This window comes from Streptomyces massasporeus, assembly GCF_014648995.1.
GTDB lineage: Bacteria > Actinomycetota > Actinomycetes > Streptomycetales > Streptomycetaceae > Streptomyces > Streptomyces massasporeus.
Genome location: NZ_BMSE01000002.1, coordinates 141,160 through 155,322, shown reverse-complemented (window position 1 = coordinate 155,322; position 14,163 = coordinate 141,160). Strand labels below are relative to the sequence as shown.

General features: G+C 69.3%; 15 protein-coding genes, 1 tRNA gene and 1 riboswitch. Of the genes, 7 read left to right on the top strand and 9 right to left on the bottom strand.

Annotated elements, in window-relative coordinates:
• Positions 1 to 46 precede the first annotated feature (46 nt).
• A complete protein-coding gene (locus tag IE153_RS05595; RefSeq protein ID WP_189589236.1) occupies positions 47 to 847 on the bottom strand; it encodes an ABC transporter permease in 801 nt (266 codons plus the stop codon).
• A gap of 479 nt (positions 848 to 1,326) precedes the next feature.
• Here IE153_RS05595 and IE153_RS05590 point away from each other — a divergent pair, with 479 nt between their 5' ends.
• Positions 1,327 to 3,747, top strand: coding sequence for a transglycosylase domain-containing protein (locus IE153_RS05590; protein ID WP_189588652.1), 2,421 nt, complete (start codon positions 1,327 to 1,329; stop codon positions 3,745 to 3,747).
• A 58-nt stretch (positions 3,748 to 3,805) separates the two neighbouring features.
• Here the strand turns inward: IE153_RS05590 and IE153_RS05585 are convergent, their stop codons facing one another.
• The 3 genes from IE153_RS05585 to IE153_RS05575 all read right to left on the bottom strand — a co-directional run bounded on the left by IE153_RS05585 (position 3,806) and on the right by IE153_RS05575 (position 5,025).
• The gene (locus tag IE153_RS05585; protein ID WP_189588651.1) at positions 3,806 to 4,126 is read right to left on the bottom strand and encodes a DMT family transporter; all 321 of its coding nucleotides are present in this window, start codon (positions 4,124 to 4,126) and stop codon (positions 3,806 to 3,808) included.
• Between the two features lie 34 nt (positions 4,127 to 4,160).
• A riboswitch (guanidine-III (ykkC-III) riboswitch) is annotated at positions 4,161 to 4,228 on the bottom strand.
• A 66-nt stretch (positions 4,229 to 4,294) separates the two neighbouring features.
• Complete coding sequence (locus tag IE153_RS05580; RefSeq protein ID WP_097216896.1) at positions 4,295 to 4,651, bottom strand: GroES family chaperonin; 357 nt, start codon at positions 4,649 to 4,651, stop codon at positions 4,295 to 4,297.
• 44 nt (positions 4,652 to 4,695) lie between these two features.
• On the bottom strand, positions 4,696 to 5,025 hold the full coding sequence (locus IE153_RS05575; RefSeq protein ID WP_184910640.1) for a DUF3618 domain-containing protein: 330 nt from the start codon (positions 5,023 to 5,025) through the stop codon (positions 4,696 to 4,698).
• A gap of 96 nt (positions 5,026 to 5,121) precedes the next feature.
• Between IE153_RS05575 and bcp the strand changes: the two genes are divergently transcribed.
• The 3 genes from bcp (at position 5,122) to IE153_RS05555 (ending at position 7,298) form a co-directional block, all read left to right on the top strand.
• On the top strand, positions 5,122 to 5,589 hold the full coding sequence (gene bcp / locus IE153_RS05570; RefSeq protein ID WP_189588650.1) for a thioredoxin-dependent thiol peroxidase: 468 nt from the start codon (positions 5,122 to 5,124) through the stop codon (positions 5,587 to 5,589).
• Positions 5,590 to 6,423: 834 nt separating this feature from the next.
• Entirely contained in the window at positions 6,424 to 7,212 is a 789-nt protein-coding gene (locus tag IE153_RS05560) for an HNH endonuclease signature motif containing protein (protein WP_189589235.1), read from the top strand.
• Positions 7,213 to 7,219: 7 nt separating this feature from the next.
• Positions 7,220 to 7,298: transfer RNA gene (locus IE153_RS05555), tRNA-Leu, on the top strand.
• 61 nt (positions 7,299 to 7,359) lie between these two features.
• Here the strand turns inward: IE153_RS05555 and rdgB are convergent.
• From rdgB to IE153_RS05535, 4 genes are all read right to left on the bottom strand, one after another.
• On the bottom strand, positions 7,360 to 7,962 hold the full coding sequence (gene rdgB / locus IE153_RS05550; RefSeq protein ID WP_189588648.1) for an RdgB/HAM1 family non-canonical purine NTP pyrophosphatase: 603 nt from the start codon (positions 7,960 to 7,962) through the stop codon (positions 7,360 to 7,362).
• Positions 7,963 to 8,085: 123 nt separating this feature from the next.
• Entirely contained in the window at positions 8,086 to 8,484 is a 399-nt protein-coding gene (locus IE153_RS05545; protein ID WP_189588647.1) for a hypothetical protein, read from the bottom strand.
• 156 nt (positions 8,485 to 8,640) lie between these two features.
• On the bottom strand, positions 8,641 to 9,390 hold the full coding sequence (gene rph, locus IE153_RS05540) for a ribonuclease PH (protein WP_189588646.1): 750 nt from the start codon (positions 9,388 to 9,390) through the stop codon (positions 8,641 to 8,643).
• A 115-nt stretch (positions 9,391 to 9,505) separates the two neighbouring features.
• Positions 9,506 to 9,739, bottom strand: coding sequence for a PTS sugar transporter subunit IIB (locus IE153_RS05535; protein ID WP_010039992.1), 234 nt, complete (start codon positions 9,737 to 9,739; stop codon positions 9,506 to 9,508).
• 161 nt (positions 9,740 to 9,900) lie between these two features.
• Here IE153_RS05535 and IE153_RS05530 point away from each other — a divergent pair, with 161 nt between their 5' ends.
• Positions 9,901 to 11,214, top strand: a complete 1,314-nt coding sequence (locus IE153_RS05530; protein WP_189589234.1) for a PTS transporter subunit EIIC — start codon at positions 9,901 to 9,903, stop codon at positions 11,212 to 11,214.
• 177 nt (positions 11,215 to 11,391) lie between these two features.
• Complete coding sequence (locus IE153_RS05525; RefSeq protein ID WP_189588645.1) at positions 11,392 to 12,654, top strand: PTS transporter subunit EIIC; 1,263 nt, start codon at positions 11,392 to 11,394, stop codon at positions 12,652 to 12,654.
• Positions 12,655 to 12,715: 61 nt separating this feature from the next.
• Here the strand turns inward: IE153_RS05525 and IE153_RS05520 are convergent, their stop codons facing one another.
• Positions 12,716 to 13,468 (bottom strand): MBL fold metallo-hydrolase, encoded by a 753-nt coding sequence (locus tag IE153_RS05520; RefSeq protein ID WP_189588644.1) that lies wholly within the window; start codon positions 13,466 to 13,468, stop codon positions 12,716 to 12,718.
• Positions 13,469 to 13,679: 211 nt separating this feature from the next.
• Between IE153_RS05520 and IE153_RS05515 the strand changes: the two genes are divergently transcribed.
• The gene (locus tag IE153_RS05515; RefSeq protein WP_189588643.1) at positions 13,680 to 14,129 is read left to right on the top strand and encodes a type II toxin-antitoxin system PemK/MazF family toxin; all 450 of its coding nucleotides are present in this window, start codon (positions 13,680 to 13,682) and stop codon (positions 14,127 to 14,129) included.
• The last annotated feature ends 34 nt before the right edge of the window (positions 14,130 to 14,163 follow it).

Sequence of the window (14,163 nt, the reverse complement as noted above, 5' to 3'; positions counted from 1 at the left end):
GGCGATCAGCCGGTAGGCCCGCAACCCCTCCAGCACACGGTTGCGTTCAACCACCCTGCACCACCACCCGCCGCGTCGCGGCCGACTGCATCAGCCGCCCCGCAGCCAGCAGGGCCACGGCCCACGCCGCCTGGAAGACGAACGCCCGCAGCGGATCCGTCTCCCCCATCAGCACGTCCGCCGGCATCTGGATCTGCGCCGCCCACGGCAGCACCCGCACGATCTCCCCGAAGACCCCCGGGAAGGCGTTCAGCGGCAGCACCATGCCCGAGAAGAAGATGCCCGTGACCATCAGGAGCTGGTTCACGCCCATGCCGTCCATCAGCCAGAACACGCTCAAGGCCGCCAGGTAGCGGATCGCGAAGCTCACGAGCGTCGCCAGCAGCAGCGTCACCACGAACGCCGCCCACCGGGTGACGTCCGTCGGCAGCGCCATCGGGAAGAAGACCGCGCCGAACACGAACGGGATCACCCCCCGCCCCAGCATCTGGAACAACGCCCGCCCCACGTCGCCCGCCAGCCACCACAGTTGAAGATCGGCCGGCCGGTACAGATCGACGGCGATCTCACCGGTGCGGATGCGCTCCATCAGGTCCTTCTCGGCGCCGCCGCCCTGGATCGCCAGCGTGGCGTAGAGGCACTGCCCCAGCCACACATAGGTCACCGCCTGCGCCTGGTCGTACCCGCCGAGATGAGGCTTCTCGTCCCACAGCGCCAGATAGGTGTAGACGAGGATGACGCCGAAGACCGTGTTGGTGAACACCCCGGCCACCGTGGCCGCCCGATACGTCGCGTACCGCCGGAAACCACCCGCCGCGACGGCCGCGTACAACCGTCCCGAGCCCACATCCACCGCCCTCCTCGCCGCCAGGCACCGAAGCGCAGGAGCCTAATGGCCCGGAGAACGGGCGTGCCACGCAATTTCGGGGAGCGGCGAGGGCGCCGCGGGGCGGGTGCGCACCGGCCCAGACGGTACGATCCGTTGCGTCCGCGTGGGCCGAGGCGCCCGTGGCCAGGGCGAGCAGCGTGGCGGCGGTACCGGCCGGGCGGAGCGTACGAGCCGTCGCGATCCACGGCCGTGTCCCCCTTCGGGCGAATGTCGCGCAGGCGAGATCACGATTCGGGCAGGCGTACGCAACAGCGCGTTTGACCCCGTGCCCGCCCGCGCACCCACTCGCATGCGGCCCGCCTCACCACACGGCGCACGACCCGGCCCTCGATCAGGGAACTGATCAACGGATGGGACAGTCTTCATCACAGGGGCGCAAGAGCGAGCAGAGACGTACGGGAACGACGTACGACGCGAAACAGGAGTCCGTGCACGACATGAGTGACGAGCCTCAGCCGCAGCAGCCGAATCCGGGCTGGGCATCGAGAGAGCCGCAGGCGCACGCCGACGGCGACCCGGGCACGCCCGGGACCACGGCGGCCGGGAAACCGAAGCGGACCGGCTGGCGCCGGATCATCCCGACCTGGCGCATGACGCTCGGCGCCTTCGTCATCGTCGTCCTGCTGCTGGCCGGCGGCTTCTTCCTGGGCTACTCGCTGGTGAAGATCCCCCCGGCCAACGCGCTCGCCACCAAGCAGGCCAACGTCTACCTCTACGCGGACGGCTCCGTGATCGCCCGCGACGGCGAGGTCAACCGGGAGAACGTCACCCTCCCGCAGATCTCCAAGGACGCCCAGCACGCCATCCTGGCCGCCGAGGACCGCGACTTCTACACCGAGTCCGCCGTCGACCCCAAGGCCATGGTCCGCGCCGCCTGGAACACCGCCCTCGGCAAGGGCAAGCAGTCCGGCTCCACGATCACCCAGCAGTACGTGAAGAACTACTACCTGCGCCAGGACCAGACCGTCACGCGCAAGGCCAAGGAGTTCTTCATCGCGATCAAGCTGGACCGCGAGGTCAGCAAGGACCACATCCTCGAGGGCTACCTCAACACCAGCTACTTCGGCCGCAACGCCTACGGCATCCAGGCCGCCGCCCAGGCCTATTACGGCAAGGACGCCAAGGACCTCGACCCGGGCCGCGCCGCCTACCTCGCCGCGCTGGTCAACGCGCCCAGCCAGTACGACGTCGTCGCCCACCCCGAGAACCGCAAGGCCGCCGAGTCCCGCTGGAACTACGTCCTGGACGGCATGGTCAAGAAGGGCTGGCTCAGCGAGTCGAAGCGCACCGGCATGAAGTTCCCCATGCCGAAGGAGTCCACCCTCTCCACCGGCATGTCCGGGCAGCGCGGCTACATCGTCCGGATCGTCAAGGACTACCTCACCGAGAACAAGATCATCGACGAGAGCAAGCTCGACGCCGGCGGCTACCGCATCACGACCACCCTGCAGAAGGGCAAGCAGGACGCGTTCGTGAAGGCCGTCAACGACAAGCTGATGTCCAAACTCGACAAGAAGAACAACAAGGTCGACACCTACGTCCGCGCCGGCGGCGCCTCCGTCGATCCCAAGACCGGCAAGGTCGTGGCGATGTACAACGGCGTCGACTACGTCAAGCAGTACACCCCGAACGCCACCCGCAGGGACTTCCAGGTCGGCTCCACCTTCAAGCCGTTCGTGTTCACCTCGGCCGTCGAGAACCACTCGGAGACCCAGGACGGCCGCGTCATCACCCCGAACACCATCTACGACGGCACCAACAAGCGTTCCGTGCAGGGCTGGACCGGCGACCCCTACGCCCCCGAGAACGAGGACCAGCGCTCCTACGGCGACATCACCGTCACCGAGGCCACCGACAGCTCCGTGAACTCGGTGTACGCGCAGATGGCCGCCGACGTCGGCCCCGCGAAGGTCAAGCAGACCGCGATCGACCTCGGCGTCCCCGAGACCACCCCCGACCTCGCCGACGGCCCCGCCATCGCGCTCGGCACCGCCACCGCCAGCGTCCTCGACATGGCCGAGGCCTACGCCACCCTCGCCAACCACGGCCGGCACGGCACGTACACGATCGTCGAGAAGGTCACCAAGGGGGGCACCCCGATCGACCTGCCCGAGCGGCGCACCCGGCAGGCCGTGAGCCGCGAGGCCGCCGACACCACCACCTCGATGCTGCAGAGCGTCGTCCAGAACGGCACGGCCTCCGCCGCGCAGGCCGCGGGACGCCCCGTCGCGGGCAAGACCGGCACCGCCGAGGAGGACACGGCGGCCTGGTTCGCGGGCTACACCCCCGACCTCGCCACCGTCGTCTCCGTCATGGGCCAGGACCCGGTCACCGCCGCCCACAAGTCGCTGTACGGCGCCATGGGCCTGGACCGGATCAACGGCGGCGGCGCGCCCGCCGAGATCTGGACGCAGTTCACCGAGGACGCCCTCAAGAACCAGCCGGCCAAGGAGTTCGACCTCAGGCTCCAGCCCGGCGCCGACGTCTCGCAGGCCCCCAGCAGCGAGGCCCCGACCGACCCGACCACCGGCGGCACCACCGACGGCGGCACGACCACCGGCGGCGAGGACACCGGCACCGAGACGCCCGGCCAGAGCCCCAGCGCCCCCGAGGGGCAGACCGAGGGCCAGACCGACGGCGGCACCACCGACGGCACCACCGGCGGCGAGTCCCCCACCGGCGGCGGCACCGCGGACGGCGGCACGACCGACGGCGGTGCGACGGACGGCGGCACGACCGACGGCGGCACCACGGAGGGCGGTGGCGGTGGCGGCGGCGACGCGAGCGGCGGCGGCCAGACGGGCGGCCCGACCGGCCCCGGCTGGGGCGTGGTCCCGCAGGGCGCCCGCCGCGAGTAGCGCGCAGGCCGTGCCTGACCGGCCAGTGGCCGCTGGCCACCTTCAGCGCCATGACGGCTCAGTGGCCGCTGGTCGCCTTCAGCCCCACCACGGCGACCAGCAGCAGGCACACGAAGAAGATCCGGGCGGCGGTCGCCGGCTCACCGAGCACCGCCATGCCGAACACCGCCGCCCCGGCCGCGCCGATCCCCACCCACACGCCGTAGGCGGTACCGATGGGCAGGGTCTTGGCGGCCTGCGACAGCAGCAGCATGCTGGCGACGATGCCGACGCCCGTGAGCACACTGGGCAGGGGGCGGGTGAAGCCGTCGGTGTACTTCATGCCGATGGACCACCCGACCTCGAGCAGACCGGCGACGACGAGCAGAACCCAGGCCATGACGGGCACCTCCGGGAAACGGGCTGACGGTGTCGGTGCGTCGTCTTTGCCTTGATCCCGGTACGGCGCGTCTCGTCGGGGGTGTCTCCAACGTAGCAAAGCCGCACGGCACGGCGAAGGGGCCGGTGACCAGAGTCACCAGCCCCTTTCACACTCCTGCCGCCGGTCCTACAGGTACAGGCCGGTCGAGTCCTCGGCGCCCTCGAACCGGTCCGCGGCGACGGCGTGCAGATCACGCTCGCGCATGAGCACGTACGCGACCCCCCGCACCTCGACCTCGGCACGGTCCTCCGGGTCGTACAGCACCCGGTCGCCCGTCTCCACGGTCCGCACGTTCTGCCCCACCGCGACGACCTCGGCCCACGCCAGGCGCCGGCCGACCGCGGCCGTGGCGGGGATCAGGATGCCGCCGCCGGAACGCCGCTCGCCCTCGCTGGTGTCCTGCCGCACGAGTACGCGGTCGTGCAGCATCCGGATGGGCAGCTTGTCCGGATGGGTACTGTGCTCGTTCCTCTTGGCGCTCACGCCCTGAAACCTACCTGTCTTCCCCGCAAACGCACGCAGTCGGGTCAGCCCTTGCGGCGCCGCGTGCTGACCGCGAGCAGCCCGACCAAGCCCACGACGACGAGCGCGACGGGCACGACCCGCTCCAACCGGGGTGCGCCGTCCTCGTCCACGAACTGGGCCCGCACGTCCGTGACGGCCCGGTTGACCCCCACGTAGGCCCGTCCGAGGGTGTGGTCGATGTTGGAAGCGACCTTGGCCTTGGCATCGCCGACGATCGTCTTCGGGTGCACCCGCACCCCGAGCTCGTCGAGCGTCTCGGCCAGGGTCGCGCGGCGGCGCCTGATGTCCGCCTCGATCTGCGCCGGGGTCCTGGTGTCCGCCGTGTCCGCCACCGTGTCGCCTTTCGAAGTCGGTGTGAAGCCTGTGCCGGACAGTCTGTCAGCTCCACGGCTCATCGCACTGCCCCGACCCCCGGTTACCCTGGCCTGATGAGCGAGCGACTCCAGCCGGGGGACGTGGCCCCCGCCTTCACCCTGCCCGACGCCGACGGCACCGAGGTGTCCCTGGCGGACCACAAGGGCCGCAAGGTCATCGTGTACTTCTACCCGGCCGCCCTCACGCCCGGCTGCACGAAGCAGGCCTGCGACTTCACGGACAACCTGGAGCTGCTGGCGGGCGCGGGCTACGACGTCATCGGCATCTCCCCCGACAAGCCGGAGAAGCTGGCCAAGTTCCGCGACAAGGAGTCCCTGAAGGTCACGCTGCTCGCCGACCCGGACAAGCAGGTCCTGGAGTCCTACGGCGCCTTCGGCGAGAAGAAGCTCTACGGCAAGACGGTGGTCGGCGTCATCCGCTCCACGATCGTCGTGGACGAGGAGGGCAGGGTCGAACGCGCCCTGTACAACGTCAAGGCGACGGGCCACGTGGCCAAGATCATCAAGGATCTGGGGGTCTGAGACCCGCTGATCGTTTCGAGAGCGGCTTGTACCGGAGGTGCCCGGTACGAGCCGCTCCGCATTTCGGGCGTGACTGTCCGATAAACGGTTCGTTACTCCGTGCGAGACCACGAACGGGTGGTCGGGGACGGAGGGGTGTTTCGTGGGGGCCAGGTACACCCGCGAGCTGCTGGAAGAAGCGGCCCGGGCAACAGCGAACTGGGACGACGCCGTACGGTGGTGCGGAGGCACACCGTCGCCCGGCAGCAGACGGTATCTGCGTCAGAAGATGGCCGAAGCGGGCGTGGATGTCTCACACTTCCCCGCGCGGTGGGCACGGCACACCGCGGAAAGACTCCGCGAGGCGGTGGCGGCGTCGACCAGCGTCAAGGAAGTGCTTCGCTTCCTCGGCGTCAACCCTGTCGGTGGCAATCACGCGCATATCAGCCGCCGCATCGCCACGCTGGGCATCGACACATCCCACTTCGAGACATCAGCCCAAGGGCCGAGACGCTCTCGCGGTGATCTCCTCAGCCTCGGGACACCGCACGCCGGAAGAACCCCGGGAAGTCGGCTGCTTCGGCATCTGCTGCGCATCGGGGTCCCGCAAGAATGCGTGACGTGTGGCACTGGACCCTGGTGGAACGGCAAGCCCCTCCGGCTCGAGGTCGACCATGTGAACGGCGACTGGTGGGACAACCGTCCGGGGAACCTCCAGCTCCTCTGTCCCAACTGCCATGCCGTGACAGACACATACCGGGGCCGCAGGCGGAGGGTCTCCTCGTGAGCACGCCGAGGTACACACGAGACTTGCTGACACGCACCACTGCCGAGGCCACCAGCTTGGTCGACCTGATGCGCCGGGTGGAAGCCCCTTTGGGGAGCGGCCCTCGCCGTTATCTCAGCCAGCGGCTGCAGCACTACGGCATCGACATGTCCCATTTCCGCGAGGAACCGCTACCGGAACGCGAACGGCGCAGCTACCCCGAGGAGGTCCTCAGAGAAGCCGCCGCCCACTCGGCCAGCATGAGGGAGGTGGTGGAGTACTTGGGGCTTTCTCCAAGAGACAGTCCGTACGGGTACATCAGGAAGAAGCTGGACGCCTTCCGGATCGACACCTCGCACTTCACCGGAAGACGCCGCAATCACTCAGAGGGTCTCTTACCACGCGAAGAACTCACCCGAGCCGTCGCTGCATCGCACAGCTTGGCGGGCGTTATGCGCATGCTCGACCTCTCCCCTGTCGGCGGTTCCGGACGAGCGAAGGTCCGACACAGCATCGAGTCCTATGGCCTATCGACCGCGCATTTCACAGGGCAAGCTCATTTCCGCGGCACGCCGTCCCCACGTCGCAAATCCGCGGCCCAGGTCCTGGTGAGGCTTGCTCCTGGCTCCTCACGCACCCGTACGGTGCTTCTCAGACGAGCACTCGACGACCTCGGCGTGCCGCACGTATGTAACCAGTGTGGCACTGGGGAGAACTGGCAAGGCAGAAGACTCGTTCTGGAACTCGACCACATCAACGGCAATCGGCTGGACAACCGGATCGAGAACCTGCGATACCTCTGTCCCTCCTGCCACAGTCAGACGAAGACGCACTCTCGACCTCGCGACACCGCGACGGCTTGCGGCCCAGTAAAGTAACCGCGATGGGTCCGTACCCCAGCTGGCCAAGAGGGCGCCGGTTTAGGTCCGGTGTGTCGTGGGTTCGAGTCCCACCGGGCCCACCACCCAAAGGGGCGCAGCACCTTCCCGGTGCCGCGCCCCTCGGCGTACATGGCTCACAGACCCTCAGCCCAGCAGCTCCCTCACCACCGGCACCAGTGCCCGAAACGCCTTCCCCCGGTGGCTGATCGCGTTCTTCTCCTGGGGGGTCAGTTCCGCGCAGGTGCGGGACTCCCCCTCCGGCTGGAGGATCGGGTCGTAGCCGAAGCCGCCGGAACCCGTGGGCTCGTGGCGCAGAGTCCCCCGCAGCTGTCCCTCCACCACCCGCTCCGTGCCGTCGGGCAGGGCGAGGGCCGCCGCGCAGGCGAAGTGGGCGCCGCGGTGTTCGTCGGCGATGTCGGAGAGCTGGGCGAGGAGGAGGTCCAGGTTGGCCTTGTCGTCGCCGTGGCGGCCGGACCAGCGGGCGGAGAAGATGCCGGGCGCGCCGCCCAGGACGTCGACGCAGAGGCCGGAGTCGTCGGCGACGGCCGGGAGGCCCGTCGCCCGGGCCAGGGCGTGGGCCTTGAGGAGTGCGTTCTCGGCGAACGTCACGCCCGTTTCCTTGACATCGGGGATGTCCGGGTAGGCGTCGGCGCCGACGAGTTCGTGGGGCAGCCCGGCTTCGGCGAGGATCGCGCGAAGTTCGGTGATCTTTCCGGCGTTGCGGGTGGCGAGGATCAGGCGACTCATGGCCCCAAGGGTATGGGTCCCCGTCAGGGGCGCGGGGAACTGCGCGAGCGGCCACCGCGAACCCGCTGCCCGCCACCGAGCGGAACCCGGCAGACGAAGAGGCCCGGCTCGGCTAGCGCGGCGTCACGGCGTGCAGACCTTCGTCAGTTCGCCCGCCGCGTCCGTCACCGGACTGATGTCGGGCGTCTCGTCGCCGTTCTTGATCGAGGTGCGGACGTTGTCGACGGCCTTGTTCAGGTCGTCGACGGCCTTGCTGACATCCGCGTTGTCGGTCTTGTCGCCGATCTCGCCGAGGTTCTGGTCGATGGAGTCGAGGGACTCGTCGAGCTGTGTCGGGTCGTTGGCCGCGCTGTCGACCGCCTGCTGGAGTTCCGTGACGCTGTCGGCGATGGCGTCGGCGGTCTGGACGCAGTCCAGCGCCTTGTCGACGGCGGCGCAGCCGGTGGTGAGTCCGGCGGTCAGCGCGACGGCCGCCAGGGTGGCGGCGACGGCTGCGGTGCGGCGTCGGCGGCTCGCGGCCATGGAGCGGTCCCTCTCGTTCGGTCGGGCCGGTCGGGCCCGCGCGGCTGGCCGGGCGCACAGGGATGAGCCGTGCGCCCGTACTCCTTCAGACGCGAGTGCGCTCGGCGCGGTTGCCCGTGCCGAGCGCCTCTCTTGGTGTGCCTTTTACTTTTCGGGTTACTTCTCGGGCTGCTTCCCGAGGACGGCGTCGAGTGCGGCGCGCTGGTGGGCGGCGAGTTCGTCGCAGCCGGCGACGGCGAGGTCGAGGAGGGCGTTGAGCTCGTCGCGGGCGAAGGGTTCGGCTTCGGCGGTGCCCTGGACCTCGACGAAGCGGCCGTCGCCGGTGCAGACGACGTTCATGTCGGTGTCGGCCTTGACGTCTTCCTCGTAGCAGAGGTCGAGGAGGGGGACGCCGCCGACGATGCCGACGGAGACGGCGGAGACGGTGCCGGTGAGGGGCTTGCGGCCGGCCTTGATGAGCTTCCTGCCCTGGGCCCAGGCGATGGCGTCGGCGAGTGCGACGTAGGCGCCGGTGATGGCCGCGGTGCGGGTGCCGCCGTCGGCCTGGAGGACGTCGCAGTCGAGGACGATGGTGTTCTCGCCGAGGGCCTTGTAGTCGATGACGGCGCGCAGGGAGCGGCCGATGAGGCGGCTGATCTCGTGGGTGCGGCCGCCGATGCGGCCCTTGACGGACTCGCGGTCGCCGCGGGTGTTGGTGGCGCGGGGCAGCATGGAGTATTCGGCGGTGACCCAGCCTTCGCCGCTGCCCTTGCGCCAGCGCGGGACGCCTTCGGTGACGGAGGCGGTGCAGAAGACCTTGGTGTCGCCGAAGGAGACGAGGACGGAGCCTTCGGCGTGCTTGCTCCAGCCGCGCTCGATGGTGATGGGGCGGAGCTGCTGGGGGGTGCGGCCGTCGATTCGAGACATGCGGCTGAGCCTATCCGTACGTGCGCAGGGGCCCCTTCCCGGTGGGGAGGGGCCCCTGGGCACAGCTGACCTCAGGGGTCCGTCAGGGGGTGAAGCCCGGGACGATCCCCGCCCTTCACATCATGTCTTCGATCTCCGCCGCGATGGGGTCGGCGTCGGTGCCGATGACGACCTGGATCGCGCTGCCCATCTTGACGACGCCGTGGGCGCCGGCGGCCTTCAGGGCGGTCTCGTCGACCTTGGCGGGGTCCACGACCTCGGTGCGCAGGCGGGTGATGCAGCCTTCGACCTCTTCGATGTTGTCGATGCCGCCGAGCCCGGCAACGATCTTCTCAGCCTTGGTGGCCATGTTCGTTCTCCCTGATCCGAACCGCTTTGTCGCAGTAACCCACAGTTGGCCCATGTTGGCGAGCGGTCCTGTGGCGTGTGACAAAGGATGGCGTCACACCAGCGCGACCGTCGAACGACTGGTCTACACCACGAGTATGCCTCCCGACAAAGGGGACCGGGATGAGTGCCGCCAGCCCCGCCGGCGCCGCGCCGGCCGTCAGCCCCGCGCGGGCTCGCTGGAACCGGCTGTTCCAGGGGTTGCAGAAGATGGGCCGGAGTCTTCAGCTGCCGATCGCGGTGCTGCCGGCGGCGGGGATCCTCAACCGGCTGGGGCAGCCGGACGTGTTCGGGGACGACGGGCTGGGCTGGACGAACGTCTCGAAGGTGATGGTGGGGGCGGGCGGCGCGCTGCTGGACGGTTCGCTGGGGCTGCCGCTGCTGTTCTGCGTGGGCGTTGCGATCGGAATGGCGAGGAAGGCGGACGGGTCGACGGCGCTGGCGGCGGTGGCCGGGTTCCTCGTGTACTTCTCGGTGTTGCGGCAGTTTCCGGAGGGCTGTCCGGAGGGGTCGGTGGCGGTGCCGGACGTGGGGTGCCAGGTGACCGACGGGGACATGACGGTCACGGCGTTCACGTTCCAGAACCCGGGGGTGTTCGGCGGCATCGTGATGGGGCTGCTGACGGCGTTCTTCTGGGCCCGGTTCCATCGCACGCGGCTGGTGGACTGGCTGGGGTTCTTCAACGGGCGGCGGCTGGTGCCGATCATCATGGCCTTCGTGGCGATCCTGTTCGCCGCGCTGTGTCTGTGGGTGTGGCCGCCGGTGGGTGGCGCGTTGGAGAGCTTCAGCGACTGGATGGACGGTCTGGACGCGTGGGGCGCGGGTGTGTTCGGGGTGGCGAACCGGGCGTTGCTGGTGGTGGGGCTGCACCAGTTCCTGAACGTGCCCATCTGGTTCCAGTTCGGCTCGTACACGAAGCCGGACGGGACGGTGGTGCACGGTGACATCAACATGTTCCTGGCGGGGGATCCGGATGCCGGCCAGTTCACCTCGGGGTTCTTCCCGATCATGATGTTCGCGCTGCCGGCGGCGGCACTGGCGATCACGCACTGTGCGCGGCCGGAGAGGCGCAAGGAGGTCGGCGGTCTGATGCTGTCGGTGGCGCTGACGTCGTTCGTCACCGGCATCACCGAGCCGATCGAGTACTCGTTCCTGTTCGTCGCGCCGGTGCTGTACGTGGTGCACGCGGTGCTGACGGGGGTGTCGATGGCGGTGACGTGGGGCCTGGGGGTGCACGACGGGTTCAGCTTCTCGGCGGGGCTGATCGACTACGTCATCAACTGGAATCTGGCGACGAGGCCGTGGCTGATGATCCCGATCGGTCTGGGGTTCGCGCTCGTCTACTACGTGATCTTCCGGTTCGCGATCACGAGGTTCGATCTGGGGACTCCGGGGCGTGAGCCGGCCGAGGACGTCGAGGACAGCGCCAAGGCGTGATCGTCTCGGTGGGGCCAAATTGGCGGGTTCCACTCGTTCGGCCTACCGTGCTACAACTGGTCTACACCACTCACTGGTGGAGGTCGCGCGGTGTTGTCCGCGTTCCCCTTTCTTTGAGACGCCGCCGTCCCCCGCTGCATTCTCCCTGGGCGGCGCCGTGCCCCCTGGAGGAAGTTCATGTCCACAGCCACAGCCGCGCCCGCGAGCCCTAAGAAGGGGTCGGCCGTGATGGCCGTCATGCAGCGCATCGGCCGCAGCCTGATGCTGCCCGTCGCCGTGCTGCCCGCCGCCGCCCTGCTGGTGCGCCTCGGCAACACCGACATGCTCGGTCGCGAGTCGTTCCCCGCGTTCATCACCAAGATCGCGGGCTTCATGGCGGCCGGCGGCAACGCGATCCTCGACAACATGGCGCTGCTGTTCGCGGTGGGCATCGCGATCGGCTTCGCCAAGAAGTCGGACGGCTCCACGGCGCTGGCGGCCGTGGTCGGTTACCTGGTCTTCAAGAACGTGCTGGCCACGTTCACCGACAAGAACCTGCCGAAGGTCGCCACGGCAGTCGACGGCAAGGTCGTCATGGTCGACGCCCCCGTGGACGCCAAGGTCCTCGGCGGCGTGGTCATGGGCATAGTCGTGGCCCTGCTCTACCAGAAGTTCTACCGGACCAAGCTGCCGGACTGGGCGGGCTTCTTCGGCGGCCGCCGCCTGGTTCCGATCCTGTCGGCCTTCGCGGGCCTGGTCATCGGCATCGTCTTCGGTTACATCTGGCCGGTCCTCGGCACGGCGCTGCACAACTTCGGCGAGTGGCTGGTCGGCTCCGGGGCGGTCGGCGCGGGCATCTTCGGTGTCGCCAACCGTGCGCTGATCCCGATCGGCATGCACCACCTGCTGAACTCCTTCCCCTGGTTCCAGGCCGGCACCTACGAGGGCAAGAGCGGCGACATCGCCCGGTTCCTGGCCGGTGACCCGAGCGCCGGGCAGTTCATGACCGGCTTCTTCCCGATCATGATGTTCGCCCTCCCGGCCGCCTGCCTCGCGATCGTGCACTGCGCCCGTCCCGAGCGCCGCAAGGTCGTCGGCGGCATGATGTTCTCCCTCGCGCTGACCTCGTTCGTCACGGGCGTCACCGAGCCCATCGAGTTCACCTTCATGTTCATCGCCCCGGTGCTGTACGCGATCCACGCGGTGCTGACCGGTGTCTCGATGGCGCTGACCTGGGCGTTGGGGATGAAGGACGGCTTCGGCTTCTCGGCCGGCGCGGTGGACTTCTTCCTGAACCTGGGGATCGCGACCAACCCGTGGGGTCTGGCCCTGGTCGGTCTGTGCTTCGCGGCGGTCTACTACGTGGTGTTCCGCTTCGCGATCACCAAGTTCAACCTGCCGACGCCGGGCCGGGAGTCCGACGAGGAACTCGCCGAGTTGCAGAAGGCGGAGGCGAAGTAGTCCGCTGACGCCGAAGGCCCCGGAACCGCGCGGTTCCGGGGCCTTCGTGTGTGCCGGGCGCTCAGATCTCGTACGTCTGCCGGGGTGCGGCGAGGTCCACCGGACCGTCGTACACCTCGCGGGCGTCGGCGACGTTGACCTGCGGGTCCGTCCACGGCGGGACGTGGGTGAGGACCAGGCGGCGGGCACCGGCCCGGGCCGCCGTCTCACCCGCCTCGCGGCCGTTGAGGTGCAGGTCGGGGATGTTCTCCTTGCCGTGCGTGAACGCGGCCTCGCACAGGAACAGGTCGGTGTCCCGGGCGAGTTCGTCCAGCGCGGGGCTCACTCCGGTGTCGCCGGAGTACGTCAGGGCCTTGCCGCCGTGCTCGATGCGGATGCCGTAGGCCTCCACGGGGTGGGCCACCCGTTCGGTGTGCACCGTGAACGGGCCGATCTCGAACGTGGACGGCTTGACCGTGTGGAAGTCGAAGACCTCGCTCATGGAGGAGGCGGAGGGGGTGTCCGCGTAGGCGGTGGTCAGCCGGTGTTCCGTGCCTTCGGGGCCGAAGACGGGGAGTGGATCGCAGCGGCCGCCGTCGTGGCGGTAGTAGCGCGCGACGAAGTACGCGCACATGTCGATGCAGTGGTCGGCGTGCAGATGGCTGAGGAAGATCGCGTCGAGGTCGTAGAGACCGCAGTGGCGCTGCAGCTCGCCCAGGGCACCGTTGCCCATGTCGAGAAGCAGCCGGAAGCCGTCGGCCTCGACGAGGTAGCTCGAGCAGGCCGATTCCGCGGAAGGGAACGACCCCGAGCAGCCGACGACGGTGAGCTTCATGAAGCAGAAACCTCCGCTGGCGGGAATGTCTGAGAGGGGCGTCGGGGGTCGTGCGGTCCGTCGAGCGTAAGGCGCAAAACCTCCGGTAGCTCCTCCGCCAAGGCCTGTTGTGGGCGAACTCACCTGTGGTGTCACCGGTTCGGCTGGCAGGGCCGGGGGTGATCCTCGTGAGGGGGGCGCGTGGCGAGGGCCGCGCCGGTAACGTCTCAGTATGGACACGTCCTGGTGGCTGGCGCTCGCCGCGGTGGTACTGCTCGCGCTCGTCGCCACGCTCGTCGACGGCTGGGGCCGGGGACGCCGGCCGTCGGCCCGGCGGGTCCGGCCCGCGGCACCGGCCGCGACGCTGGAGGGCCGGCCGCAGCCGGCGGAGATCTGGTGGGCGGACGTGCCCTACGAGGACGAGGCCCGTACGAAGGACCGGCCCTGTCTGGTGCTGGCGGTGCGCGGGGAGCGGGCGACGGTCGCGAAGATCACCACACGGTTCCGCGACGAGCGGTCCGGGGTGATCCCGCTGCCCCCGGGCTCGGTCGGCGACGCCCAGGGCCGCGCGAGTTTCCTGGAGACGGACGAGCTGCGGGAGGTCCCGGTGTGGGGCTTCCGGCGGCGGGTCGGCGTGGTGGATCCGGCGCTGTGGGACCAGGTGCGGTACTTGGCGGGCTGAGCAGGCGCCGAGGCCGGGAAACGTCCCGACGGCG

Bases quoted from the DNA above. Each gene is read 5' to 3' on its own strand.
- IE153_RS05525 (WP_189588645.1), top strand. From the start codon at position 11,392: ATGTCCACAGCCACAGCCGCGCCCGCGAGCCCTAAGAAGGGGTCGGCC.
- IE153_RS05530 (WP_189589234.1), top strand. From the start codon at position 9,901: ATGAGTGCCGCCAGCCCCGCCGGCGCCGCGCCGGCCGTCAGCCCCGCG.
- bcp (WP_189588650.1), top strand. From the start codon at position 5,122: ATGAGCGAGCGACTCCAGCCGGGGGACGTGGCCCCCGCCTTCACCCTG.
- rdgB (WP_189588648.1), bottom strand. From the start codon at position 7,962: ATGAGTCGCCTGATCCTCGCCACCCGCAACGCCGGAAAGATCACCGAA.
- IE153_RS05560 (WP_189589235.1), top strand. From the start codon at position 6,424: ATGCGCCGGGTGGAAGCCCCTTTGGGGAGCGGCCCTCGCCGTTATCTC.
- IE153_RS05590 (WP_189588652.1), top strand. From the start codon at position 1,327: ATGAGTGACGAGCCTCAGCCGCAGCAGCCGAATCCGGGCTGGGCATCG.
- rph (WP_189588646.1), bottom strand. From the start codon at position 9,390: ATGTCTCGAATCGACGGCCGCACCCCCCAGCAGCTCCGCCCCATCACC.
- IE153_RS05535 (WP_010039992.1), bottom strand. From the start codon at position 9,739: ATGGCCACCAAGGCTGAGAAGATCGTTGCCGGGCTCGGCGGCATCGAC.
- IE153_RS05515 (WP_189588643.1), top strand. From the start codon at position 13,680: ATGGACACGTCCTGGTGGCTGGCGCTCGCCGCGGTGGTACTGCTCGCG.
- IE153_RS05520 (WP_189588644.1), bottom strand. From the start codon at position 13,468: ATGAAGCTCACCGTCGTCGGCTGCTCGGGGTCGTTCCCTTCCGCGGAA.
- IE153_RS05585 (WP_189588651.1), bottom strand. From the start codon at position 4,126: ATGGCCTGGGTTCTGCTCGTCGTCGCCGGTCTGCTCGAGGTCGGGTGG.
- IE153_RS05545 (WP_189588647.1), bottom strand. From the start codon at position 8,484: ATGGCCGCGAGCCGCCGACGCCGCACCGCAGCCGTCGCCGCCACCCTG.